At 71.1% G+C, this 23034-nt stretch carries 19 protein-coding genes, 2 tRNA genes and 1 pseudogene; 17 read left to right on the top strand and 5 right to left on the bottom strand.

Annotated elements, in window-relative coordinates; all coding sequences use genetic code 11:
- Positions 1 to 361 precede the first annotated feature (361 nt).
- From ACZ4N4_RS06285 to ACZ4N4_RS06230, 12 genes are all read left to right on the top strand, one after another.
- A complete protein-coding gene (locus tag ACZ4N4_RS06285; RefSeq protein WP_467584980.1) occupies positions 362 to 1279 on the top strand; it encodes a hypothetical protein in 918 nt (305 codons plus the stop codon).
- 49 nt (positions 1280 to 1328) lie between these two features.
- A complete protein-coding gene (locus ACZ4N4_RS06280) occupies positions 1329 to 2084 on the top strand; it encodes a GntR family transcriptional regulator (RefSeq protein ID WP_453571944.1) in 756 nt (251 codons plus the stop codon).
- 141 nt (positions 2085 to 2225) lie between these two features.
- On the top strand, positions 2226 to 3350 hold the full coding sequence (locus ACZ4N4_RS06275) for a TIGR03364 family FAD-dependent oxidoreductase (RefSeq protein WP_467584977.1): 1125 nt from the start codon (positions 2226 to 2228) through the stop codon (positions 3348 to 3350).
- A 14-nt stretch (positions 3351 to 3364) separates the two neighbouring features.
- Complete coding sequence (locus ACZ4N4_RS06270; RefSeq protein ID WP_453571950.1) at positions 3365 to 4057, top strand: phosphonatase-like hydrolase; 693 nt, start codon at positions 3365 to 3367, stop codon at positions 4055 to 4057.
- A complete protein-coding gene (locus tag ACZ4N4_RS06265) occupies positions 4054 to 5106 on the top strand; it encodes an ABC transporter ATP-binding protein (RefSeq protein ID WP_467584974.1) in 1053 nt (350 codons plus the stop codon). The genes ACZ4N4_RS06270 and ACZ4N4_RS06265 overlap by 4 nt, the downstream gene beginning before the upstream one ends.
- Positions 5069 to 5938 carry a 2-aminoethylphosphonate ABC transporter permease subunit gene (locus tag ACZ4N4_RS06260; protein ID WP_467584971.1) on the top strand — a complete coding sequence of 290 codons (870 nt, stop codon included), beginning with the start codon at positions 5069 to 5071 and terminating at the stop codon, positions 5936 to 5938. The genes ACZ4N4_RS06265 and ACZ4N4_RS06260 overlap by 38 nt, the downstream gene beginning before the upstream one ends.
- Positions 5925 to 6722 (top strand): ABC transporter permease, encoded by a 798-nt coding sequence (locus ACZ4N4_RS06255; RefSeq protein ID WP_467584968.1) that lies wholly within the window; start codon positions 5925 to 5927, stop codon positions 6720 to 6722. The genes ACZ4N4_RS06260 and ACZ4N4_RS06255 overlap by 14 nt, the downstream gene beginning before the upstream one ends.
- Positions 6723 to 6787: 65 nt before the next feature.
- Positions 6788 to 7843, top strand: a complete 1056-nt coding sequence (locus ACZ4N4_RS06250) for a 2-aminoethylphosphonate ABC transporter substrate-binding protein (protein ID WP_467584965.1) — start codon at positions 6788 to 6790, stop codon at positions 7841 to 7843.
- A 139-nt stretch (positions 7844 to 7982) separates the two neighbouring features.
- Positions 7983 to 8762 (top strand): HAD-IIA family hydrolase, encoded by a 780-nt coding sequence (locus ACZ4N4_RS06245; protein ID WP_453571955.1) that lies wholly within the window; start codon positions 7983 to 7985, stop codon positions 8760 to 8762.
- A gap of 130 nt (positions 8763 to 8892) precedes the next feature.
- Positions 8893 to 9459 (top strand): hypothetical protein, encoded by a 567-nt coding sequence (locus tag ACZ4N4_RS06240; RefSeq protein WP_467584962.1) that lies wholly within the window; start codon positions 8893 to 8895, stop codon positions 9457 to 9459.
- 15 nt (positions 9460 to 9474) lie between these two features.
- Entirely contained in the window at positions 9475 to 10146 is a 672-nt protein-coding gene (locus ACZ4N4_RS06235) for a class F sortase (RefSeq protein ID WP_467584960.1), read from the top strand.
- 324 nt (positions 10147 to 10470) lie between these two features.
- Positions 10471 to 11499 (top strand): glycoside hydrolase family 6 protein, encoded by a 1029-nt coding sequence (locus ACZ4N4_RS06230; protein ID WP_467584957.1) that lies wholly within the window; start codon positions 10471 to 10473, stop codon positions 11497 to 11499.
- Between the two features lie 105 nt (positions 11500 to 11604).
- Here the strand turns inward: ACZ4N4_RS06230 and glxA are convergent, their stop codons facing one another.
- The 3 genes from glxA to ACZ4N4_RS06215 all read right to left on the bottom strand — a co-directional run bounded on the left by glxA (position 11605) and on the right by ACZ4N4_RS06215 (position 16069).
- Entirely contained in the window at positions 11605 to 13542 is a 1938-nt protein-coding gene (glxA, locus tag ACZ4N4_RS06225) for a radical copper oxidase GlxA (RefSeq protein WP_467584954.1), read from the bottom strand.
- A complete protein-coding gene (locus tag ACZ4N4_RS06220) occupies positions 13539 to 15533 on the bottom strand; it encodes a glycosyltransferase family 2 protein (protein ID WP_467584951.1) in 1995 nt (664 codons plus the stop codon). Before ACZ4N4_RS06220 ends, glxA begins: the two co-directional genes overlap by 4 nt.
- A gap of 462 nt (positions 15534 to 15995) precedes the next feature.
- A tRNA-Lys gene (locus ACZ4N4_RS06215) sits at positions 15996 to 16069 on the bottom strand.
- 186 nt (positions 16070 to 16255) lie between these two features.
- On the opposite strand from ACZ4N4_RS06215, the gene ACZ4N4_RS06210 reads away from it, so the two are divergent.
- From ACZ4N4_RS06210 to ACZ4N4_RS06190, 5 genes and pseudogenes are all read left to right on the top strand, one after another.
- On the top strand, positions 16256 to 17557 hold the full coding sequence (locus ACZ4N4_RS06210; RefSeq protein ID WP_467584948.1) for a peptidoglycan-binding protein: 1302 nt from the start codon (positions 16256 to 16258) through the stop codon (positions 17555 to 17557).
- A gap of 48 nt (positions 17558 to 17605) precedes the next feature.
- Positions 17606 to 18736: an SPFH domain-containing protein gene (locus tag ACZ4N4_RS06205; protein WP_453571972.1), complete on the top strand. Its 1131-nt coding sequence runs from the start codon at positions 17606 to 17608 to the stop codon at positions 18734 to 18736.
- A 114-nt stretch (positions 18737 to 18850) separates the two neighbouring features.
- Positions 18851 to 19456, top strand: coding sequence for a lytic polysaccharide monooxygenase auxiliary activity family 9 protein (locus tag ACZ4N4_RS06200; protein WP_467584945.1), 606 nt, complete (start codon positions 18851 to 18853; stop codon positions 19454 to 19456).
- 129 nt (positions 19457 to 19585) lie between these two features.
- Entirely contained in the window at positions 19586 to 20083 is a 498-nt protein-coding gene (locus ACZ4N4_RS06195) for a DUF3592 domain-containing protein (protein WP_467584942.1), read from the top strand.
- Between the two features lie 132 nt (positions 20084 to 20215).
- Positions 20216 to 21873 (top strand): annotated as a pseudogene (locus ACZ4N4_RS06190) (long-chain-fatty-acid--CoA ligase).
- Here ACZ4N4_RS06190 and ACZ4N4_RS06185 read toward each other — a convergent pair.
- A tRNA-Lys gene (locus ACZ4N4_RS06185) sits at positions 21839 to 21912 on the bottom strand. The pseudogene ACZ4N4_RS06190 and the gene ACZ4N4_RS06185 sit on opposite strands and share 35 nt — an antisense overlap.
- A 107-nt stretch (positions 21913 to 22019) precedes the next feature.
- Positions 22020 to 22778 carry an IclR family transcriptional regulator gene (locus ACZ4N4_RS06180; RefSeq protein ID WP_453571983.1) on the bottom strand — a complete coding sequence of 253 codons (759 nt, stop codon included), beginning with the start codon at positions 22776 to 22778 and terminating at the stop codon, positions 22020 to 22022.
- Between the last annotated feature and the right edge of the window lie 256 nt (positions 22779 to 23034).

The following is a 23034-nucleotide window of genomic DNA, read 5'->3' as shown; positions in this document are numbered from 1 at the left end:
TGCGGCGGACGGTTTACGGCTGGGGCGGGCGGCGGATGCTTGCGGCGGACGGCTTACGGCTGCGGGCGGCGGATGCTTGCGGCGGACGGCTTACGGCTGCGGGCGGCGGGCGCTTGCGGCGGGCGGTGTGCGGCTGCGGGCAGTGGACGCGTACGGCGGACGGCTTACGGCTGCGGGCGGCGGGCGCTCCGGCGGACGGCTTACGGCTGGGGCGGGCGGCTGACCGCGGGTACTGGACGGCTGACTGCGGACGGCTGAGCGCGGACGCCAGGTTGCCGTCGGCAGGGGGCTGATCGAGCGGAGTTGGTGTGCACTCGCGGAGTGGCTCCGGCCCGGTTCCGGTGGTGCCCGGCATGATCACATGATCATGCGACTGAGCACGTCCCTGTCCCTCTGCGTGGCCGCAGCCGCCGTTCTCGCCCCCGTGCCGTCGGCGACCGCCGCGCCCCTGTCGTCGTCGGAGACCGCCGCCCCCGCCGACACCTCCTGCGCGGGCGCCGACGAGCAGGGCTTCCCCCTCGCCACCCGCATCCACGACGGCCCCTCGTCCTACGAGGCCGGCGGCGGCTACGGCACCTGGTACCTGGACCTCACCAACACCACCGGCCGCACCTGCACCGACGTCCACCCGGTCGTCGTCCTCGTCGACGACAAACGGGCCCTCAAGCCGTCCCAGGCCGAGCTGGAGTTCTACGACGGCCCGCGCACCCGTCCGGTCCCACTGACGGAGACCGACGAGTCCGAGCTGGTCGGCGTGTTCGACGGGGACGGCTTCCCGGGGCTCACGGTGGCGCCCGGAGCGACCGTCTCGGTCAAGGTCAGACTCGCCGTCACCTCCGACACCGGGCCGAACGCGGTCACGGCCAACGCCGCCGTCGTGCAGCGGCGGGGGTCGGACGGCGACTGGGTGGGGGAGTCGAACGACTACCGTTTCGGCATCGGCGGCGAACCGCCGCCCGCGAGCGTCGCCCCCGCCGTGCCCTCCATCGGCGCGGAGGTCGGCCCGGGGATCTCCCCAGGGACCACCGCGGGGACCAGTCCGGACGCCAGTCCCGGCAGCAGCCCCGACGTCACCCCGGGGCCGACCCCGGGGGTCACCCCTGAGGGCACCTCCACCGCCTCCCCGGGCAGCGCCCTGCCCTTCGCCGCGGAGGCCGGGGAACGCGCCCGCGAACTGGCCGGCACCGGCCTCGGCGCGGCCCACGGGCTGCTCGCGGCCGCCGTCGCCCTGCTCGCGGTAGGGGGCAGCGCGTTCCTGCTGGCCCGCAGACGGCGGTGAGCGGTGGCCCCTGTCCGACGATGAAAGCGCCGTCTGCGACCATCCCTCCGTGGACTACCCGAACGACCAGGCCCCCGGCGCCCCCGTCCGCTCCGGCATCCCGGAGCACGGCCGTATCCCGAAGTACTACGCGGTGAAGGCGCAGATCGATCGTCTCGTCGGCGATCTCGGGGAGGGCCATGTCATCCCCACCGAGCGCGATCTGTCGGAGGCGTACGGCGTCGCCCGCGAGACCGTACGGCAGGCGCTGCGCGAGCTGGTGCTGGAGGGCAAGCTGCGCCGGCAGGGGCGTGGCACGGTCGTCGCCGGACCCAAGCTGGAGCAGCCGCTCTCCCTCGCCAGCTACACCGAAGGGGTACGGCGGCAGGGGCGCACCCCCGGCCGTGGCCTGGTCACGCTCGACCGCTTCCCCTGCCCGGCCGCCCTCGCCGCCGAGACCGGCCTCGAACGCGGCGAGCCCGTCTGGCACCTGGAGCGCGTGCTGCTCGCCGACGAGGAGCGGGTCGGCCTGGAGAGCACCTATGTCGCCGTGGCCCGGGTGCCGCAGCTCGACACCGACTTCGAGCCCGACTCCTCCTTCTACGGCTACCTGCACGGGAAGGGCATCGTCTTCGGGGACGCCGACGAGCGCATCGAGACCGTGCTGGCCACCCCGCGCGAGGCCCTGCTCATCGGCACCCCGCCGGCCCTGCCGATGCTGCTGATCCACCGGGTCTCGCGGGACACCGAGGGGCGGCCGCTGGAGCGGGTGCGGTCGCTGTACCGGGGGGACCGGTTCTCGTTCACGGCCCATCTGCGCGGCTGAAAAGTATCGGTTTGGGCCGCTTCCCACCCGCTCCGAATGTCACGAAAAGATAACGGGTCTAGCCCAAACGTGATGACCAGTTCACGCTCTCGTTGTCAGCCGGTCCATTCCGGTTCCCCAGTCGCGAGGAGCGTGGCGGTCGTGAGAGTGACAGTCGTCGGAGCAGGCGTGGTGGGCACCATGCACGCCTGGCAGGCAGTGGAACGCGGCCACGAGGTCGTGCAGATCGAGCGCGAGGCCGAGGCCCGCGGCGCCTCGCTGCGCAACTTCGGGCAGATCTGGGTGAGCGGGCGCGCGGGCGGTGAGGAGCTCGAAACCGCGCTGCGGGCCCGGGAGCTGTGGGAGGAGATCGGCGGCCGGGTGCCCGCGCTCGGCTTCCGCGCCAACGGGTCGCTGACCCCGGTGCGCGGCGCGTACGAACTCGCCGTCGCCGAGGCCGCCGTGGCCCGCGCGGACGCGGCCGCCCGGGGCCACAAGCTGCTCACGGCCGCCGAGGCCCGCGCGCTGAACCCCGCCCTGCGCGGTGACTTCGACGCCGCCCTCCACTGCGAGCGGGACGCGGCCGTCGAGCCGCGCACCGCCCAGCTCGCCCTCCGTGCCGAGCTGCTGAAGTCCCCGAACTACACCTTCCTGCCGGGCCGTGAGGTCCGCGAGGTGACCGGCCCCGGGACGGTCCGCGACGACCACGGCGACGTCCACCACGCCGACGCCGTCGTCCTGTGCACCGGCGCGTGGCTCGGCGGCCTGGTCCGCGAGCTGGCCGGACCCGGTCTGCCGGTGCGCCGGGTCCGCCTCCAGATGATGCAGACCGACCCGCTCGGCGAACCCCTCCCCACCTCGGTCGCCGACGCCGACAGCTTCCGTTACTACCCGGCGTACGCCTCGCCGGCGCTGGACGCCCTCAACGCCGGCCGGCCGCAGCCGGAGACGGCGGCCGTGCACCGTATGCAACTGCTCATGGTGCAGCGCGCCGACGGCGGGCTGACCATCGGCGACACCCACGAGTACGAGCACCCCTTCGCCTTCGACACCGTCGAGGAGCCCTACGAGCACCTCACCGGCGTCGTCGAGTCCCTCCTCGGCCGGCCGCTGCCGCGCATCCGGCACCGCTGGGCCGGGGTGTACGCGCAGTGCACCGACACCACCCGGGTGGTGCACCGGCAGGAGCTGGCCGACGGGGTGTGGCTGGTCACCGGGCCCGGCGGGCGCGGCATGACCTGCTCGCCCGCGATAGCCGAGACAACCGCGAACGAACTGGGCTGGTGAGAGAGATGGCAGACATGGCTGAGACGAACGACATGGCCGAGACGGCCGAGGACATCCGGCTCGTCGTGCTCGACATGGCCGGTACGACCGTCGCGGACGGCGGGCTCGTCGAGCAGGCGTTCACGGCGGCCGCCCGCCAGCTGGGCGCGGACCCCGACCTCATGATCGACTACGTCCGCGCCACCATGGGCGAGTCCAAGATCTCCGTCTTCCGGCACCTGTTCGGGGAGGAGACCAAGGCCCAGGAGGCCAACCGGGCCTTCGAGGCCGCCTACGCCGAACTCGTGGACGGCGGCAGGGTGCACGCCCTGCCCGGCGCCCGCGAGACCATCGAGAAGCTCCGGGCGGACGGCCGTACCGTCGTCCTCACCACCGGGTTCGCCCGCGCCACCCAGGACGCGATCCTCGCCGCCCTCGGCTGGCGGGACCTGGTGCCGCTCACCCTGTGCCCCGCCGACGCCGGAGGCCGCGGGCGGCCGTACCCCGACATGGTCCTCACCGCGCTGCTGCGCACGGCCGCCGCCGACGACGTCCGGCAGGTCGCCGTCGTCGGCGACACCTCCTACGACATGCTCACCGGTGTCCGGGCCGGCGCGGGCCTGGTCGCCGGGGTGCTGACCGGCGCGCACGACGCGGACGCGCTGCGGGCGGCCGGGGCCACCCATGTGCTGGACTCGGTCGCGGGCTTGCCGGGAGTGCTCGCATGACCAGCGGTATCCGCTTCGACTCCGTCACGGTCGCCTACGACGGGAACGTCGTCCTCGACTCCCTCGACCTCACCGTCGCGCCCGGCGAGGTGATGGCCCTGCTCGGGCCGTCCGGCTCCGGCAAGACCACCGCGCTGCGGGCGGTCGCCGGGTTCGTACGGCCCGTCTCCGGGCGGGTGTTCCTCGGCGACCGTGACGTCACCGACCTGCCGCCGTACCGGCGGGGGATCGGGATGGTCGTCCAGCAGTACGCGCTCTTCCCGCACCTGCGGGTCGCCGACAACGTGGCCTTCGGGCTCAAGGCCCGCAGGACGCCCAGGGGCGAGACCCGCGAACGCGTCGCCGAGGCACTGGAGATGACCGGGATGGCGGCGTACGCGCGCCGCTATCCGCGGGAGCTGTCCGGCGGGCAGCAGCAGCGGGTCGCCATCGCGCGGGCGCTGGCCATCCGGCCGGAGGTGCTGCTCCTCGACGAGCCGCTGTCCGCGCTCGACGCTCAGCTGCGGTCCGGGATGCTCGCGGAACTGAGCCGCCTGCACCGCGAGTTGCCGGACGTGTCCATCCTGTACGTCACTCACGACCAGGTCGAGGCGCTGACGCTGGCCGACCGGATCGCCGTGATGGACCAGGCGCGGCTGCGGGCCTGCGGGACGCCGGCCGAGCTGTACCGGGCGCCTGCCGACGCGTTCACGGCGTCCTTCGTCGGCGGGGCGAATCTGCTGCCGGTGACCGTGGGGGCGGGGGGTGTCGACTTCGCGGGGGTCGGGGTGAAGGTGGATACGGCGGGGGCCGTCTCCGGGGCTCGCGCCACGTTGTGTGTGCGGCCGCATCTGGTGGGGCTGGGCCAGGGGCCCAATCAACTCGCCGGTGTCGTGCGGGAGATCCAGTGGCGGGGGGCCACGCATCGGCTGTATGTCGAGGTGGGCGGGCAGGTGGTGATGGCGGATCTGCGGGAGTTGCGGGATCCGCCGGGGTTCGGGGATGAAGTGGCGTTGCATTTCGCGTCGGAGGATGCGGTGTTGCTGCCTGCGGGGGTTGGCCGTGACTGATGTCGTGCCTCGGCCGCGGGTGGTTCGTGGCTGGTCGCGCCGTTCCCCGCGCCCTTATCGGGGCGCGTTGGTCCTGCCGCCAGTTGCCCTGCTCGCCCTCTTCTTTCTTTACCCGCTCGCCCTCGTCGTCCAGCAGACCGTGCGGCCCGACACCGGGGGGACGTCCCTCCAGCCCTACGCCGACGTCTTCGCCTCCGAGTCGTTCCGCAACGCGCTGTGGACCACCGTCTGGATCGCCGTCTCCTCCACCGCCGGCTGCCTGGTCCTCGGCTTCGTGCTCGCCCTCGTCATCGCCTTCATCCCCTTCCCCGGGGCCAAAGCCGTCGCCCGCTTCATCGACGTCTACCTCTCCTTCCCCTCCTTCCTCATCACCCTCGCCCTGCTCTTCATCTACGGCACGACCGGGATCATCGGGTCCTTCCAGTTCCTGACCACCCCCTGGGGGGTGGTGCTGGCCGAGGTCACCTACTTCACGCCGTTCGTGATGCGGCCGCTGCTCGCCGCGTTCTCGCAACTCGACACCGCGCAGCTGGAGGCGGCGTCGAGCCTGGGGGCGCGGGCGCCCCGGATCGTGCGGCAGGTGATCCTCCCCGAGGCACTGCCCGCGCTCGCCGCCGGCGGGAGCCTGGTGCTGGTGCTGTGCCTCAACGAGTTCGGGATCGTGCTCTTCACCGGCGCCAAGGGAGTCACCACCCTCCCGATGCTCGTCTACAGCAAGGCGATCCTGGAGTCCGACTACCCGGGCGCCTGTGTCGTCGCCGTCGTCAACGTCCTGATCTCCGTAGGCCTCTACGGCCTCTACCGGGTGGTGAGCCGTCGTGCTGGTGCATAGCCGCAAGGCCAGGTGGGCGGTGTGGGCGGTGTTCCTCGTCCTGTTCCTGCCGCTCTTCGCCCTCCCTCTGCTCGTCGTCCTCGGTGCCTCCTTCGCCACCCACTGGTCCGGCGTCCTGCCCTCGGGGGCGACCGTCGGCAACTTCCGTTCCGCCACCCGCGGTGACGCCCTCCAGGCGCTCACCACCAGCCTCGTCACCGCCGTCACCGCGAGCCTGCTCGCGCTCGCCGTCGGCACCTGGGCCGCGCTCGGTGCCCACACCCTCGGCAGGCGCCGCAAGGCCCTGGCCGACGCCCTGTTCGTGCTGCCGGTCGCCGTGCCGTCGGTGGTGGTCGGGCTGTCGCTCCTGGTGGCCTTCTCCAAGCCGCCGATGCTGCTCAACGGCACCCGGTGGATCGTGATCCTCGCCCACACCGTGCTGGTGACCGCCTTCGCCTACCAGTCGGTGTCGGCCGCCATCACCCGTCTCGACCCGGCGTACGAACAGGCCGCCGCCTCCCTGGGCGCCCGGCCCGCCCAGGTGCTCTGGCGGGTCCGGCTGCCGCTCCTCCTGCCCTCCCTCACCGCCGCCGCCGGCCTCTGCCTCGCCCTCTCCATGGGTGAGCTGAGCGCCACGATGATGCTCTATCCGCCCGACTGGACTCCGCTTCCCGTCCTGATCTACTCGGCCACCGACCGCGGCGCCCTGTTCGCCGGCTCCGCCCTCGCGGTAATCCTCATGGCGGCGACCCTGATCGCCCTGTTCGCCGTCTCCCGCGTCCGCAACCGCGCTTCGTACCGCTGATGACTGATCACTGATCACTGTTCGCTGATCCAGAACCCTTACCGACGCAAGGAGTCAGCCTCGCCATGCCCAGAAACACCCTCAAGATCGCCGTAGCAGTCTCCCTCCTGGCCACCCCGCTGCTCGCCGCCTGCGGCGGCTCCTCGGCCGCCGCCGACGAGAAGGTCGTCACCGTCTACAGCGCCGACGGCCTCAAGGGCGAGAACAACGACGGCTGGTACGACAAGGTCTTCGCCGACTTCCAGAAGCAGACCGGCATCAAGGTCAAGTACGTCGAGGGCGGCTCCGGCGAGGTGGTGCAGCGCGCCCTGCGGGAGAAGAGCAACACGCAGGCCGACGTCCTGGTCACCCTCCCGCCCTTCGTCCAGCAGGCCGACGGCAAGGGCCTGCTGCAGAAGTACGAGCCGAAGGACTCCGAGCTGGTCAGCGGCGCCGACAAGGCAGCCGACGGCACCTGGACCTCCGTCGTCAACAACTACTTCGGGTTCGTCTACAACAAGAAGGAGCTGAAGCAGGCCCCGACCACCTGGGAGGAACTGCTCGACGGCACGTACAAGAACAAGCTCCAGTACTCCACGCCCGGTGTCGCGGGTGACGGAACCGCCGTACTGATCAAGGCGATCCACGACTTCGGCGGCGAGCAGCCGGCGCTGGACTACCTGAAGAAGCTCCAGGCCAACAACGTCGGCCCGTCCGCCTCCACCGGCAAGCTCGCCCCCAAGGTGGACAAGGGCGAACTGCTCGTCGCCAACGGCGACGTCCAGATGAACTACGCCCAGTCCAAGACCATGCCCGGCCTCGGCATCTGGTTCCCGGCCGCCCAGGGCGGCAAGCCCACCACGTTCGCGCTGCCCTACGCGGCCGGGCTGCTCACGGGCGCCCCGCACACCGAGAACGGCAGGAAACTCCTCGACTTCATGCTCGCGCGCAAGCAGCAGCAGGAGGTCAGCTCGATCGGCGGCGGCTTCAGCGCCCGCAGCGACGTCAAGGCCGTGGACGCCAACGCCATCGCGCTGACCAAGCTGATGGACGGCGTCGACGTCTTCACGCCGGACTGGAACGACGTCGACAAGAACCTCACGTCGTACGTCGAGGCCTGGAAGTCCGCCACCGGCAGCTGAGCCTTCCGGCCCGAGGCGACCGACGGGGTCGCGTACACGCGGTCCTGACTAGGCTGGGGGCGTCGGCACGCCGTGGTTCCGGCGCCCCCAGTTCCCGCATGACCGCATGTACGCCATCCGCACGCAGGAGACGCACCACATGGCAGACCGCAAGCCCATCGAGTCATGGCTCACCGACATGGACGGCGTCCTCATCCACGAGGGCGTCCCGATCCCCGGAGCGGACGCCTTCCTGAAGAAGCTGCGGGACTCCGAGAAGCCCTTCCTGGTCCTCACCAACAACTCCATCTACACCGCCCGTGACCTGCACGCACGGCTGCGCCGGATGGGCCTGGACGTGCCGGTGGACAACATCTGGACCTCGGCCCTGGCCACCGCCCAGTTCCTGGACGACCAGCGGCCCGGCGGCAGCGCCTACGTCATCGGCGAGGCCGGCCTGACCACCGCGCTGCACGACATCGGATACATCCTCACCGACCACGAACCCGACTTCGTGATCCTCGGCGAGACCCGCACCTACTCCTTCGAGGCGCTCACCAAGGCCGTGCGCCTGATCAACGACGGCGCCCGGTTCATCGCCACCAACCCCGACAACGTCGGCCCGTCCGCCGAGGGCGACCTGCCCGCCACCGGCTCGGTCGCCGCGCTGATCACCGCCGCGACCGGCAAGGAGCCGTACTTCGTCGGCAAGCCCAACCCGCTGATGATGCGGGCCGGGCTCAACGCGATCGGCGCCCACTCGGAGGCCTCCGCGATGATCGGCGACCGGATGGACACCGACGTCCTCGCGGGCCTGGAGGCCGGGATGCGCACCTTCCTGGTGCTGTCCGGCGTCACCCAGCCGGACGACGTCGACCGCTACCCGTTCCGGCCCTCCGAGGTCGTGGACTCGATCGCGGACCTCGTCGACCGGATCTGAACCCCGGTCCGAGCCGGGTCCGACCGGTCGGGCAGCAAACCTGATCTCACCCGTACGGAGCAACAAGGCGCCCCCCGAGGATGCGGGGGCGCCTGGTGCGGGGGAGCCTCCAGATATCTGGAGGTTCACGATGGGCTCACTTCGCCTCACTCTCTGTACCGGACTCCTGGCCTGCGCAGCCGGTCTCTTCCCGGCGGCCGCCCACGCGGCGGACGGCCAGGGAGTCACCGTGACCCCGGCCTCCCCGGCCCCGGGCTCCGTCGTGGCGCTGCGGGTGAGCGGCTGCTCCGGTACGACCGGCACCGCCTCCTCGGCGGCCTTCGTCTCGGACGCCGGCCTCGGCGGCTACGACGGCACCCTGGCCGGCCAGAGCCAGGTCCGCTCCACCATCGGCGCCGGCACCTACGACGTGAAGGTCACCTGCGCCGGCGCCGTCGTCAGCGGCACCGTCACCGTCGTAGGGCAGTCGTCCCTCGCGCAGTCCCAGGCCGGGCAGCCGGACGGGTCCGGCGTGCTGGCCGCCACACCGGTCGCGCCCGTGCACGCGGGCGGCGGCGGCACCGCGCCGCTCGCCTCGGTCGACCCCCGCTCGACCGGTCCCGACACCGCGCAGGCGGTTACCGGTCTCGTTCTCGCCGGGTTCGCCGCGGCCGCCGTCGGGATGCTGGGCGCCCGGCGGAGCCGCGGCTCACGCTGAGGAGACACCACGACGATGTCCGACGACGAAACCGAACGACCCGCCGGCACCGGGCGGCTGCTGACCGGCGTGGCCTGGGCGATCCTGCTGCTCGGGCTGTGGCTGTGGGGCCGCGGGGTGACCGAGGTGCCCGACGGCATATCCGGCCCCACCACGGGTGACGTGGCCGCTGTCGGCCGCCCCGTCGGCGCCGAACTCCCGCCCGCCGCGAAGCCGTTGGACTCGGCCCCGCCCGAGCGCATCGACATCCCCGACCTGGGCGTGCAGGCCCCCGTGGTCGCCCGCGGCCTCGACGGCAAGGGCGGGATCGACCCACCCCCCTTCGACCAGCCCGGCGTGGTCGGCTGGTACGGCTCCGGCACGGAACCGGGCGCCGCCGGCACCGCGCTCCTGGTCGGGCACGTCGACACCGAGACCCGGCCCGCGGTCTTCTACAAGATCAGCGCCCTGCGCCCCGGCGAGACGATCCGCGTGGTCCGCGCCGACGGCACGGTCGCCGAGTTCACCATCGACGACGTACGGGTGCTGCCCCGCGACCATTTCGACGCCCAACAGGCCTACGGCGCCCGCGAGTCGGGCCGTGCCGAACTCCGGCTGATCACCTGCGGCGGCACCTTCGACCGGACCACCCACAGCTACACCGCGAACGTGGTCGTCTCGGCGTACCTCACCGGAACCGCCGTATAGAAGTCGCACCGGACGCACCTGGCCCGGTCGACGGTCCGCTCCCCTGAGACCGCCGGCCGGGCCGGTCCTCGACCGCGCGCGCCCGGGCTGCGGGAGTAACCCGGGCGCGGGCGCGGGAGGCTGGGAAGGCCGGCGGGGCCGGGCCGCCCGCAAGCGACTCCAGGGGGAACCCGCGCCCGGGCCTAGGTTCGCGCTCGCCGAGCCTCCTCGCCACCCGACGGCCCGGGCTGTAACAGCTCACCGACAAGGCCGGCCGATCTCGTGGCGAGTGCGGTGGGTATGTCACGATTGGGGCCTGGCGAAGTGCACCCAGGGGGGAATTGGATGTACGACAGCAGGGGGGCCCGGCCGCCGGCCTGGACATGGGCGCTGGGAGCGGTGCTGCTGCTCGCCGGCTGCTCCTCGGGCACCGGCGGCGACGACCGGCCGGACCCCGCGGATCCGGGCGCGGCGATCACCCAACAGCCCAAGGGGGCGGACCCGTTCTGGGTGAACCCCGACTCCAACGCGGCCCGTCAGGTGAAGGCCTACGCGAAGGCCGGCAAGGACACCGACGCCGGGCAGATCCGCAAGATAGCGCAGCAGCCGACCGGTGAGTGGATCGGCCCGGAGAACCCGGAGCAGGAGGCACGCGGTTTCACCGAGGCCGCGCAGAAGTCCGACCGCACGGCCCTCCTGGTCCTCTACAACATCCCGCACCGCGACTGCGGCCAGTACAGCCAGGGCGGCGCGGCCGACGGCGACGCGTACCGGGCGTGGATCGACGGGGTCGCCCGGGGCATCCAGGACCGGCCCGCGACCGTCGTCCTCGAACCGGACGCCGTACTCCACCTCGTCGACGGCTGCACCCAGGCCCGGTTCGCCGAGGAACGCTACGACCTGCTGCGCGACGCGATCACCAAGCTCAAGTCCCTCAAGAACACGAAGGTCTACCTGGACGCCGGGAACGCCGGCTGGGGCCACCCCGACCAGATCTACCAGCCCCTCCGACAGGCGGGCATCACGGCGGCGGACGGCTTCGCGGTCAACGTCTCCAACTTCTATTCCACCCGGGACTCCATCACCTACGGCAGGCAACTCTCGGAGAAGGTTGGCGGCAAACACTTCGTCATCGACACCAGCAGAAACGGCAACGGCCCCTACACGGGCGGCGATCCGGAAGAGCGGTGGTGCAACCCGCCGGGCCGGACCCTGGGGGAGACGCCGACCACGAAGACCGCGGACCCCTTGGCGGACGCCTACCTGTGGGTCAAGCGCCCGGGCGAATCGGACGGCACCTGCAAGGGCGGCCCCCAGGCAGGCAATTGGTGGCCGACCTACGCCTTGAAACTGGCGCAGGGGTCACAGACCTAGGGGCGCGGGGCGCTGTCCATATGCGGCTCCGCCGCGTGGGCGCGACCAGCCAGAGCGCTCCCGCACGCAAAGGAAATACGTGCGGGAGCGCCACGGCACAAAAAGCTAAGGCACCTTCACCCACCGCGCCTCACTCGGCGTCCCCTGGTCGTCGTCCACGAACACCATGTACCACCCCGACGGCACCAGGTTCCGATTCCCCGGTACCGTCACCGTGATCCGGTTCCCGGACGTCGTGAAGGCCAGCGCGACGGACCGCTGGTCCACATCGGTCACGTGCGTGGTCGCGCTCGGCCGGATCAGCCGGACCTTCTTGATGGTCGAGGCGTGCTGGGAGGTGAACGTCCCCGATCCGCCCCGGGCGATGGTCTGAGGCCCTCCGCTCAGCGACGGCCGCGAGTCCCGGTAGAGATACGGCGGTGTGTAGATCTCGATCCGCTGCTCGAAGACTCCCGGCTTGGTGTTGGCCCTGTCCGCGAACAGCGGGTTGGATCCGAAGAACATGACCCGGCCGTCGGGCAGCAGGATCGACCCGGAGTGGTAGTCCCGCCCCACCAGCGGATCGGCCACCCGTCTGAAGGAGTTCGTGGCGGTGTCGTAGATCCGCGCCTGCCGGATGTCGGAGTCGCCGCGCCCCCGGTAGTCCTCGGAGCCGCCCGACACCAGCACGGAGTCGTCCGGCAGCACCGAGATCTGCGGATACCGCGTCCCCTTCTCCAGCGTGGGCCCGTCCACGAACTTCGGCTCGGCGTCCTTCAGATCGATCAGCCGCGTCCTGTTCGTGGACAGCGCGGACTCGCCGACCCCGCCGCCGCCGACGACCATGTACTTCTCGTCCTGCGCCGGAGGCAGCAGCACGGTCCCGGAGGTCTCCAGCATGTTCGGATCGCTGAGCCCGGCCAGTTTCGTGAACCGGTTGGTGTCCACGTCCCAGATCCCGGGGTCGCGCCCGACGTCGTCCGGTCCGTACCCGGCGTTGGAGCCGGAGTAGAAGAGCTTGCCGTCCTGCAGCAGGAACAGCGCGGGATAGGTCGGGAACTGGCGCTTGTACCTGGTGTACGTCCATTTCTTCGTCGCCGGGTCGAAGACCTCGTTCTTGCCCGGCACCAGCTGCCCGATGTCGTCGAGGCCGGAGACGCTGAGGACCTTGCCGTCCGACAGTGTGGTGAGCGTCGGATACCAGCGGGCCTCGTTCATCGGGTCGACCTTGATGTACTTCTCGGCGACCGGATCGAATTCGTAGGCGTTCTTGATGCCTTCGAAGTCCCGCTTGTCCATGCCGAGTTTGTTGGCGATGCCGTAGGTGTTGCGGGCGTCGGCGCCGGTCAGACCCTCGATGCGGTAGTTGTCCTGGGTGCCGGTCTCGTACCGGGTGCCCTCCTTCGGCGCCTCGACGACGACCCGCGCGTAACCGGGGTTGTTCCGCAGGAACCTGCCGGTCTTCTTGTCGAAGACCTTGGTCGCGCGCGGGATCAGCACCGAGTCGTCGGAGAGGAACGTCCTGCCGTTCCCCTTGCCGGTGAACCGGGTGCCCTGGGGCAGGGTCATCGGTTTGTCGGGGTTCTCGTTGTAGAGGATCATGACGCCGCCGGCCTTCTTGACGTCGCCCTTGAGTTTCTCGTACTGCTTGGTGCCGCCGGCGATCAGGATGTCGCCGTTGGCGAGCTGGGTGTGGCCGGTGCAGAACAGGTCGGCCGGAGTGGGCACCTTCTTGACCGTGCCCTTGACCGGGTCCCAGATCCGGCTGTCGAAGATCTTCGCGTCGAAGTTGTCCTGGTTGTTGCCCGAGCCCGCGACCAGCAGCACTTTGCCGGTGTGCAGGAGTACCGCGTGGATGGTGTCCTGGCGGTACTCCTTCGGGAACTCGATCACGTCCCAGTGGCCGTTCTCGGCCTTGTACTCCGGTCTGTTGATCTTGTACTGGTGGTATTCCTCGGTCCCGAAGCGGTACACCCACGGCCCGTTCATCCCGGCCAGGGCGAGCACCACCACCGTGCCGATCGCGAGACGACGAGCCCGGCGGCCGCCGGCACTGTCGGTCATTCCTTATTTCCCCCCAGTCCACCGAGCGCGATCCGCATGGTCTCCTCCGGGTTCCCGCCGCCGCCCGCGGGTGCCCAGCTGGGCCGCTGCTGCGGGGCGTGCGCCGCGCGCGGGTACCCGGGCGGCACCGCGTCCTCCGGCTCGGCGGCGACCGCGGATGTCCTGCTCTCCTTGCGCAGCGCGTACTGCCAGGCGAAGATCGGGGCCGCCGTGATGAGCAGCGCCAGCGTCGCCCAGGTGAGCATCGCCGGGTGCGCGTGGCCGCCGACGAAACCGGCGGCGAGCGAGCCGCCGAAGACCAGGATGAAGAACCAGTGGATCCGGAAGGTGCCGAACAGCGTGTCCGGGCTGGCCGACTCGCCCTTGGGCGTGACCACGAACTTGCTCTTGCGGCGCAGCACGGCGTCCATCAGCGAGCGGGCGTAGATCGGCGCGGACAACGCCGACATCACCATGCCGGCCACCCCGCCGGAGCCCTCCGGCTCGTGCGGGGAGACGTTGTGCCGCCGGTTCCAGATGTACAGGCCGATCTGGAGCGCGGAGGCGTTGCCGTAGAGCATCAGCCACACGGTGGGGTCGATGTTGACACCCGAGGCGCCCAGGCCCAGGAACAGCGCGCAGCTCAGGGCCGCGAGGATCCAGTTGAGGGCCGACATCGGGTAGAAGATGATCATCATCGTGTAGTTGAAGAGCTTGCCCGGGGACAGCGTGAACAGGCCCTTCCAGTACTGCTTGAGGATCGTCTCGTAGGTCCCCCGGGACCAGCGCAGCTGCTGGGTGAAGAAGTCGGTCCAGGCGTTGGGGCCCTCGCCGACCGCGAGCACGTCCGGGGTGTACACCGAGCGCCACTTCTTCCCCGTCGCCGGGTTCCTGGTGCGGTGGATCTCGAAGCCGGTGGCCATGTCCTCGGTGATCGAGTCGTACAGGCCGCCGATCTGCTGGAGCGTCCTGATCCGTACGGCGTTGGAGGTGCCGACGAACATGGGCGCGCCGTAGCGGTTGCCGGCGCGCTGGATCAGGGCGTGGAAGAGGAACTGCTGGGACTCGGCGGCCTTGGTGACGAACGTGTCGTAGTTGCCGTACACCTGCGGGCCGATGACGAAGCCGACGTCCGGGTCGCGGAAGTAGCCCAGCATCCGTTCCAGGTAGTTGGGCAGCGGGACGTGGTCGGTGTCGACGGAGGCGAAGAAGTCGTACTCGTCGCCGTGCGCCTCCAGCCAGGCGTTGTAGTTGCCGTGCTTGGTCTTCGCCCGGTGCGGGCCCTTGGGCCGGTTCCACTTCTCGACGCCCTTGCGGGTGAAGTGGTGCACGCCCAGGCGCGCGCAGACCCGTTTCACCTCCGGATCGTCGCCCTCGTCGAGCAGCCAGATGTGCAGCAGCCCCCGGTGGCGCAGCCGGACCGCCGCCTCCAGGGTCCGGGTGACCATGTCGAGGGGTTCCTTGCCGGGCACGAACGTGGTGATGAACGCGACCCGGGTGCCGGTCTCCGGGACCACCGGGACCGGGTCGCGGGCCACCAGGGTGGCGTGTGCGTTGGACAGCACGTTCATGCAGCGGAAGAACTCGATCAGGCCGATCGACACCAGCATCACGATGTCGAGGGCCGGCAGGAAGTCGTAGGCCGGGTAGTCGCGCTGGGTCCAGTGCTCGGGCTGCAGCAGCCAGGTCAGCAGGACCAGCGAGAGCAGCGGGGCGGCGCCCAGCATCAGGGCGGCGCGCAGGCGGTGTGGTTCCTGGGAGAGCAGGGAGCGGTACTGCACTTTGTACGGTGTGCTCGGATCGGGCTGGGTGAGGGGGCCCGCGAGCCTGCTGTAGTGCTCGTAGTCGTATCTGGGCAGTGTCTTCTTGATCCGGCGCAGGGCGCCGGTGGTGCCTCGGTGTGCGGGTACGCGGAGCTGTGTGGTCTGTGACGGGTCGTATGGCTGTGACGGATCGTATGGCTGTGACGGATCGTGTTCCTGCTGCCGGGCGCCCGTCGGCGTCGACGTCATGAGTCATCCCCCCACACGCGCAGATCAGCGCGTGTCTGTCGGTCCCAGCGCCCGGTCGGATCCCCCTCGATCAGGCCGGACGCGTCAATGGCGGGGCACGGTCGTTCCACAGATATGGACACGGACCGTGACCGTCCGGTTGCGTGATGCCCCCCTCGGCATCGATTCATGACCGGGGCCCCTCAACCCCGCAGATCTGGCAACCGGTTACCTACCCCCCAAGTGCCGCGAATCATCGGCACTTTGGACATCCAGGGTTCTACGGTGCCGAGCATGATCGCAAGAGCGAAACACGGTGTTTACCGATCATAGGTGTTCATTGCGGAACCTGTGGTGATTGTGAGGATCGACCGTGTCGGTAATTGACATAACGGTGCACATGGTTCCGAAGCGGCCTCGTGCGGCCGATGGGGTGTACGCCAGAAGGCCCCCCGCTGCTGCGGAGGGCCTTCTGGGTGTCTGTGCGCCGCCAGGGACTCGAACCCCGGACCCGCTGATTAAGAGTCAGCTGCTCTAACCAACTGAGCTAGCGGCGCCTGCTGACAGCGAGAACTCTACCCGACGCAGGGAGGTGCTCCCGACCGGCGGCCACCCGGGGGACCCCCGCCCGCCCCCGGCCGTACATCATTCGGACCGTCAGCATGCGCACCGGGGCGACAGTTGGGAAACTGATCAATGTGCACAGTCCCGGACATATCAACATGAAGTGTGAGGGGAATCGCATGCCGGCCCCGGTATTCGAGGAATTCGACCCCGCGAACGACTGCGAATGCCCCGGATGCGTCCACTGGCGGCGGGTCGGCCCGTACCCGCTGACCGGGCGTTTCGGCGGCCACCCGGCCGCCCGGGGCGTCCTGGTCGTGGCCGCCGCCGCGTCCGCCGCCCTCGCCGCGAGCACCCCGACGGCCGCCGCCCACAGCACCCCGCCGGCCCCCCACCGGCCCACCGCCCCCGCGGACGGCGAGCCCGACACCCCGCAGGGCGCCAAGTCCCCCCTGCACGGACCCGGCGGCAAGCCCGCCCACGGCCCCGTCACCACGCCCCCCATCACCCGCACCGAGATCATCAACCGGGCCAAGACCTGGGTCACCGCCAAGGTGCCGTACAGCATGTCCCTCTACTGGACGGACGGATACCGGCAGGACTGCTCCGGCTATGTCTCCATGGCCTGGAAGCTGACCGGGAACGAGTGGACGGGCAGCCTCGACCAGTTCGGCACGAAGATCACCAAGGCGGAGCTCCAGCCCGGCGACATCCTGCTCTTCCACAACCCGGACAACCCCGAGAAGGGCTCCCACGTCGTGCTCTTCGGCGGCTGGACGGACTACACGCACACCGCTTACACGGCGTACGAGCAGACACCCCCGAACGCCCGCCGCCAGTCCACTCCCTACGCCTACTGGAGCAACTCCGCCAAGTACGTTCCCTACCGTTACAAGGGCCTGATCGCGGACCCGGGCACGGCCGGCGCCGAGGCCGGGAAGACGGCGGTGCCGTTCCCCGGCGCGGCCTACTTCGGTCCGGGCGCCGACAACAAGTACGTCACCCTGCTCGGCCGGCTGCTCATCGCCCGGGGCGGCGGCGGCCACTACGCCAAGGGCCCGGGGCCGGTCTGGGGCGCCGCGGACCAGCAGGCCACCCGGGCCTTCCAGCTCGCCCAGGGCTGGACCGGCGCCGCCGCCGACGGCCTGCCCGGCCCGGGCACCTGGGAACTCCTCGCCACCGGCAGGGGCAAGAACATCAAGCCCGCCGCCACGGCCACGCCCGTCCCCGCCTCGCACGGGGTCCCGGGCTACCCCGGCAAGAACTACTTCCGTCCGGGCGCCGCCAACGACTACGTCACCCGGCTCGGCAGACAGCTGATCAAGAAGGGCTTCGGCCGTTTCTACACCGAGGGTCCGGGCCCGGCCTGGGGCGAGGCCGACCGCAGGGCCGTCGAGGCGTTCCAGCGCAGCCAGGGCTGGCGCGGCGGCGCGGCCGACGGCTACCCGGGGCCGGAGACCTGGCGCCGTCTGTTCCTGTAACGACCCGACGATCACGTGACGCATCTGGCGCGGAGGCTGGAGGCAGGCATGAGTACGACGACCGCACACACCCCTGAATCGGACGACCCCCTGGAAGGCGGGCCGCCCACCCGGCCCGTCCCCCGGCTGATCCAGAACGAGGCCACCACCGAGATCCCGGTCCACCTGCTGTTCCGCGACGACCCCGACCCGGTCTCGGTCCCGCTGAAGCCCGCCGTGGTCGGCCGCCGGCAGGGCACCGGCGAACAGCCCCGGCTGCGCCGACCGGCCCCGGCCAAGCCGCGGCCGGTCGCCGCCGTCGACCCCGAACTGGTGGAGCGCCCCGCCCGGGTGCTGCCCGGCGCGGCCGGGGTGGCCGCCGGGCTGGCCGGGACGGCCGGGAGCCTCGCCACTTCCTGGTGGGCCGGAGTGCTGCCCCCGCTCGCGGCGCACGCGCTGCGCCTGCCGGCGTACGCGGGCGCGGGACTCGGACCGGCACAGTGGGGCGCGTACGCCGGAGCCGGCGCGCTCGGCCTGTTCGGCTTCGCCGGTCTCGCCCGCGGGGTGACCGGACGGGCCTGGGTGCTCGGACTGTTCGGCCGCTACCGGGGGACGGTGCGGCGCACCGGCCTGCTCTGGGTCAACCCGCTGCTGCTGCGCCGGCGCGTCGACGTCCGGCTGCGGCACTGGCGCAGCGAGGAGATGCCGGCGGCGGACGGCAACGGGGTCGCGCTGCGGGTCGTCGTCCTGGTGGTGTGGCGGGTGCGGGACACCGCGCGGGCGGTGCTCGGCCTCGACGACCACGAGACGTACCTGCGGGAATGCGTGGAGGCGGCGCTGGCCCGGGTACCGGTGGAGGTGCCCGGCCGGACGCGGGGCTCGGTGGAGATGGCCGCCGACGCGCTGACCCGTCTGGTGGCGAAGGACGCGGGCGGGATCGGCCTGGAGGTGTTCTCCGTCCAGCCGGTCCGGGTGGAGTACGCCCCGGAGGTCGCCGCGGCCATGCACCGGCGCCGGATCGCCGCGCTCGACGCCCAGCAGCGGTCCGGGATGCTCGCCTCCGTCGTGGACTCCGTCGAGGACACGGTGACCCGGCTGACCATGCGCGGCCTGGTCGAACTCGACGACTACGAGCGCAAGGTGCTGGTGCGGGACCTGACGGTGGCGTTCTGCTCGGGACGCTCCGACTCCGCACCCTGACGCGAGGGGATGGGTCGTTGATATGGACACGGTCAACTGATGGCAATAATCTGGGACTTGGTCTAGACCTGCACGGCTCACAGAACCTCCCCCACGTTCTCCAGGAGCGGCAGCATGCGTAAACGGACCAAGATCTCGGCCGTCGTGCTCGGTGTGGCGACCGCCGGAGCCTTCGCGCTCTCCACCGGCGGTGCCAGCGGGCACGGCTACACCGACCTCCCCATCAGTCGGCAGAAGCTCTGCGCCAACGGCACCGTGACCAACTGCGGCGACATCCAGTGGGAGCCGCAGAGCGTCGAGGGCCCGAAGGGCTTCCCGGCGGCCGGCCCGGCCGACGGCCAGCTCTGCAACGGCGGGCTGAGCAGGTTCGCCCAGCTCAGCTCGCCCAAGACCCCGGCGGGCGCCGCCTGGCCGACGACGAAGGTGACGGGTGGCCAGTCGTACACCTTCCGCTGGCAGTTCACCGCGATGCACGCCACGACCGACTTCAAGTACTACGTCACCAAGCAGGGCTGGAACCAGAACCACGCCCTCGCCCGTTCGGACCTCAACACCACCCCGTTCTTCACCGTCCCCTACAACGGCCAGCGGCCGCCGGCCACCCTCAGTCACAGCGGCACCCTGCCGACGGGGCTGAGCGGTCACCACGTGATCCTGGCGGTCTGGACGATCGCCGACACGGGCAACGCGTTCTACGCCTGTTCAGACGTCACGTTCTGACCGGCGTCGCTCGACGACTGGGTAACATCCGGCTGATCTGAGCTTCGCTTGAGGACCCGCAGCAGGTCGCAGGGGTACGTTCCCGCCACGCCGGTCGGTCGGACCGGTGTTCGGAACCGGGGGACCGCCATGGGCCTGCTGCAAGCGTTCTTCTACATCATTCCCGGCATCTTCGTCGTCGTCGGGGTGTGGGGGGTGATCAGAACACTGAAGCGGTCACGCCAGATCAGCCGGGCGTGGCGGCACGGCCGTACGGCCGAGGCGCGTTGCCTGCGGTCGTACACGACGACCAGCGGCGGCAGCGGGGACACGTCCGTGACGACCACGCTGCATCACGTGTTCGAGTTCACCACGGCCGAGGGGCGGACCGTCCGCATCGACGAGACGAACGGGCCGTCGACCGTCGTCGAGGGTGACTTCGTGACGGTGTACTACCTGCCGGAGATCCCGGAGAAGGCGACGGCGCAGCCGCCCGCGCAGGGCAAGCTGGCCGCGGGGACCGGGTGCCTGGTGGTGTTCTTCCTGGTCTTCATCGGGTTTGCGGTGGCCTTCATGATCGGGGCGCATTTCCTCCTCTCGGATGGCGGGACGGACATGGGGCCGGGGCCCGCGGAATGGACTCCGTGAGTGCCGGTGAGGCCGTGGGCCTCTGCGGGCCGGTGGGGGCCTGCCGCGCCCACGCGGCGGTAGCCGCAGATCGACACAGCCCCGCCCCCCCGGGGTATCGATCTGACGGAGTGTCAACTAATCTGCCTCTTCATGGCCTTCGAAGGGCGCACGTTCGCCGAAGCAGTCGCCGCCCGATGGGGTGACCACCGGCCGGGGCTGTGGTTCGAGGAGCAGGTGCTGACGCATCACGAGGTGGCCGGCGGTGCCGCCGCCCGCGCGGCCCTGCTGCGGGATCTGCTGCCGCCCGGTGCCGTGCCCCATGTGGGAGTGCTGCTCGACAACACCCCGGAGTTCCCGCTCTGGCTGGGGGCCGCCGCGCTCGCCGGGGCGGCCGTCGCCGGGGTCAATCCGACCCGGCGCGGGGCCGAGCTCGCGCGGGACATCCGGCACACCGAGTGCCCGGTGCTGGTCACCGAGCGGGCCCATCTGCCGCTGCTCGCCGGGCTGGAACTGCCCGGCGTGCGCCTCCTGGTCACCGACGATCCGGCGTACGGTGCACTCCTCGCGCCCTATCTCGGCGCCTTCCCGGACGCCTCGCGGGCCACCCCCGGCGACCGGATCCTGCTCTACTTCACCTCCGGTTCCACCGGCGCCCCGAAGGCCGCCCTCTGCTCCCAGGGCAGGCTCGCGGCGGCCGGGCGGTCGCTCGCCGGGCAGTTCGGGATCGGGCCCGACGACGTGCATTACATCTGCATGCCGATGTTCCACGGGAATGCCGTGATCGCCGACTGGGCGCCCGCGCTCACGGCGGGCGCCGGGGTGGCGTTGCGGCGGCGGTTCTCGGCGTCGGGATTCCTGGCCGACGTGCGGCGCTACCGGGCGACCTACTTCACCTATGTCGGCCGGGCGGTGCAGTACATCCTCGCCACCGAGCCGCGCGCCCACGACCGGGACAATCCGCTGCGGCTGGGCTTCGGCACGGAGGCCGGGGCGGTGGACGCGGCCGCCTTCGAGGAGCGGTTCGGGGTGCGGCTGGTCGAGGGGTACGGGTCGTCGGAGGGCGGGGCCGCGATCCAGTGGTCGCCGGGGACGCCCGGCGGGGCGGTGGGGCGGGCGGCGCCCGGTCTCGTCGTGCTCGACCAGGAGACGGGGGCGGAGTGCCCGGCCGCGGTCTTCGACTCGGGGGGCCGGCTGCTCAACGGGGAGCAGGCGATAGGGGAGCTGGTGAACCGGGCGCCCAACCCCTTCGAGGGGTACTGGCGCAACCCGGAGGCGGAGGCCGAGCGGCGCCGGGGAGGCTGGTACTGGACCGGGGACCTCTTCTACCGGGACGGGGACGGTTATCTGTACTTCGCGGGGCGTACCGACGACCGGATCCGGGTGGACGGGGAGAACCTGGCCGCCGCGATGATCGAGAACATCGTGGCGCGGTACGAGGGCGCGGACGCCGTCGCCGTGTACGGGGTGCCGGACCCGGTGACCGGGGACCAGGTGATGGCGACCGTCGCCGGGCGGTTCGAGCCGTTGGACTTCGCCGAGTTCCTGCTGGCCCAGCCCGACCTGGGGACGAAGATGGCGCCCCGGTTCGTGCGGGTGGTGGAGCGGATGCCGGTGACGGCGACCAACAAGATCCAGCGGGCCGCGCTGCGACGGGAGGGGGTGCGGTGTGCCGACCCGGTGTGGTGGCGGCCACCGGGCGAGCAGACCTACCGCAGGCTGACCGCCGAGGACGCCGAAGGGCCCCTCGTCTTCACGAGGGGCCCTTCGGAACAGTGCGCCGCCAGGGACTCGAACCCCGGACCCGCTGATTAAGAGTCAGCTGCTCTAACCAACTGAGCTAGCGGCGCATGACTCTCGCCGAACCGTCCGATCCTTGTCTCGCGGCTGGCGACGAAGAAAATACTACCTGGTCCGCGGGGGTGCTTCCGACCGGCCTCGGAGGGAAGCCGCCGGCTCAGATGGCGAGGGAGAGCAGCAGTGGGGCCGCGCCGCGGTTCAGGGCGTCGGCGGCCTGCCGGAGCCGGTGCGCGTGCTCGACCGGCAGGGACAGGGCCAGGCAGCCCACCGACGAGCCGGCGGTGATCGGTACCGCCGCGCACACCGTGCCGATCGCGTACTCCTGGAGATCCAGAACCGGCACCGTCGGCGGCTGGGCGGCCAGCCGGGAGAGCAGCAGCTTGTCGTTGGTGATGGTGCGCGAGGTGAGGCGGGCCATCTTGTGCCGGGAGAGATGGTCCCGGCGGCCGTTGTGGTCGAGCTGGGTGAGCAGGCTCTTGCCGATCGCGGTGGCGTGCGCGGACGAGCGGAAGTCCACCCACTCGTTGACCGCGGGGGTGCCCGGGCCGGCCGCGTACGGGCCGATCCGCACCTCGCCGTCGACGTACCGGCTGAGGTAGACCGCCGCGCCGACCGAGTCGCGCAGCCGGTCCAGGGTCAGCTGGAGCTGCTCGCCGAGGGCGCGCTCCCGGTCGTGCGCGGAGCCGAGGCGGCGCAGGGTCTCGCCGGTGACGTAGGCGCCGTCGGCGATCTGCTCGACATAGCCCTCGCGGCGCAGCATGCGCAGCAGCGCGGTCAGCCGCTCGGGCTCGAGGCCGGTCCGGCGGGCCAGCTCGGTGTCGGTGACGCCGTCGGCTTGCCCCGCCACCGTCTCCAGGACGCGCAGCGCGTCCTGGGCGGAGTGGTACGGGGCGGTCGGCTCGTGCTTCAGCGCCACGGTGAATCCCCCTGCGCTCGCTCGGCGACGCTGCCTTCGGCAGCACTGCTTGGGCCGTGATCCGGGCAACGGATCCTCTCCACGATAACGGGCAGCAGCCGGAAACGGAGGGGGTGTCGGCGAGATTCCGGCCCTCCCAGCTGCGACGAAGACCCGTTGGCATATGTCAGCGGAATGAGCTGACCGCCGGACCTCGGGTGATCGAGCGTTCACTTCATGTAATCATGACATCGCGCGGGGAAACTTTTACGACGGT

The organism is Streptomyces sp. NPDC026538, assembly GCF_055567535.1.
Note: the sequence above shows the minus strand (reverse complement) of the source record. Positions and strands in the feature narration are given on the sequence as shown.

What these genes read in the sequence shown, in the direction of transcription:
- ACZ4N4_RS06285 (WP_467584980.1), top strand. Translation starts at nt 362, where the DNA reads ATGATCATGCGACTGAGCACGTCCCTGTCCCTCTGCGTGGCCGCAGCC.
- ACZ4N4_RS06270 (WP_453571950.1), top strand. Translation starts at nt 3,365, where the DNA reads ATGGCTGAGACGAACGACATGGCCGAGACGGCCGAGGACATCCGGCTC.
- ACZ4N4_RS06265 (WP_467584974.1), top strand. Translation starts at nt 4,054, where the DNA reads ATGACCAGCGGTATCCGCTTCGACTCCGTCACGGTCGCCTACGACGGG.
- ACZ4N4_RS06260 (WP_467584971.1), top strand. Translation starts at nt 5,069, where the DNA reads ATGCGGTGTTGCTGCCTGCGGGGGTTGGCCGTGACTGATGTCGTGCCT.
- ACZ4N4_RS06250 (WP_467584965.1), top strand. Translation starts at nt 6,788, where the DNA reads ATGCCCAGAAACACCCTCAAGATCGCCGTAGCAGTCTCCCTCCTGGCC.
- ACZ4N4_RS06245 (WP_453571955.1), top strand. Translation starts at nt 7,983, where the DNA reads ATGGCAGACCGCAAGCCCATCGAGTCATGGCTCACCGACATGGACGGC.
- ACZ4N4_RS06240 (WP_467584962.1), top strand. Translation starts at nt 8,893, where the DNA reads ATGGGCTCACTTCGCCTCACTCTCTGTACCGGACTCCTGGCCTGCGCA.
- ACZ4N4_RS06235 (WP_467584960.1), top strand. Translation starts at nt 9,475, where the DNA reads ATGTCCGACGACGAAACCGAACGACCCGCCGGCACCGGGCGGCTGCTG.
- ACZ4N4_RS06230 (WP_467584957.1), top strand. Translation starts at nt 10,471, where the DNA reads ATGTACGACAGCAGGGGGGCCCGGCCGCCGGCCTGGACATGGGCGCTG.
- glxA (WP_467584954.1), bottom strand. Translation starts at nt 13,542, where the DNA reads ATGACCGACAGTGCCGGCGGCCGCCGGGCTCGTCGTCTCGCGATCGGC.
- ACZ4N4_RS06220 (WP_467584951.1), bottom strand. Translation starts at nt 15,533, where the DNA reads ATGACGTCGACGCCGACGGGCGCCCGGCAGCAGGAACACGATCCGTCA.
- ACZ4N4_RS06210 (WP_467584948.1), top strand. Translation starts at nt 16,256, where the DNA reads ATGCCGGCCCCGGTATTCGAGGAATTCGACCCCGCGAACGACTGCGAA.
- ACZ4N4_RS06205 (WP_453571972.1), top strand. Translation starts at nt 17,606, where the DNA reads ATGAGTACGACGACCGCACACACCCCTGAATCGGACGACCCCCTGGAA.
- ACZ4N4_RS06200 (WP_467584945.1), top strand. Translation starts at nt 18,851, where the DNA reads ATGCGTAAACGGACCAAGATCTCGGCCGTCGTGCTCGGTGTGGCGACC.
- ACZ4N4_RS06195 (WP_467584942.1), top strand. Translation starts at nt 19,586, where the DNA reads ATGGGCCTGCTGCAAGCGTTCTTCTACATCATTCCCGGCATCTTCGTC.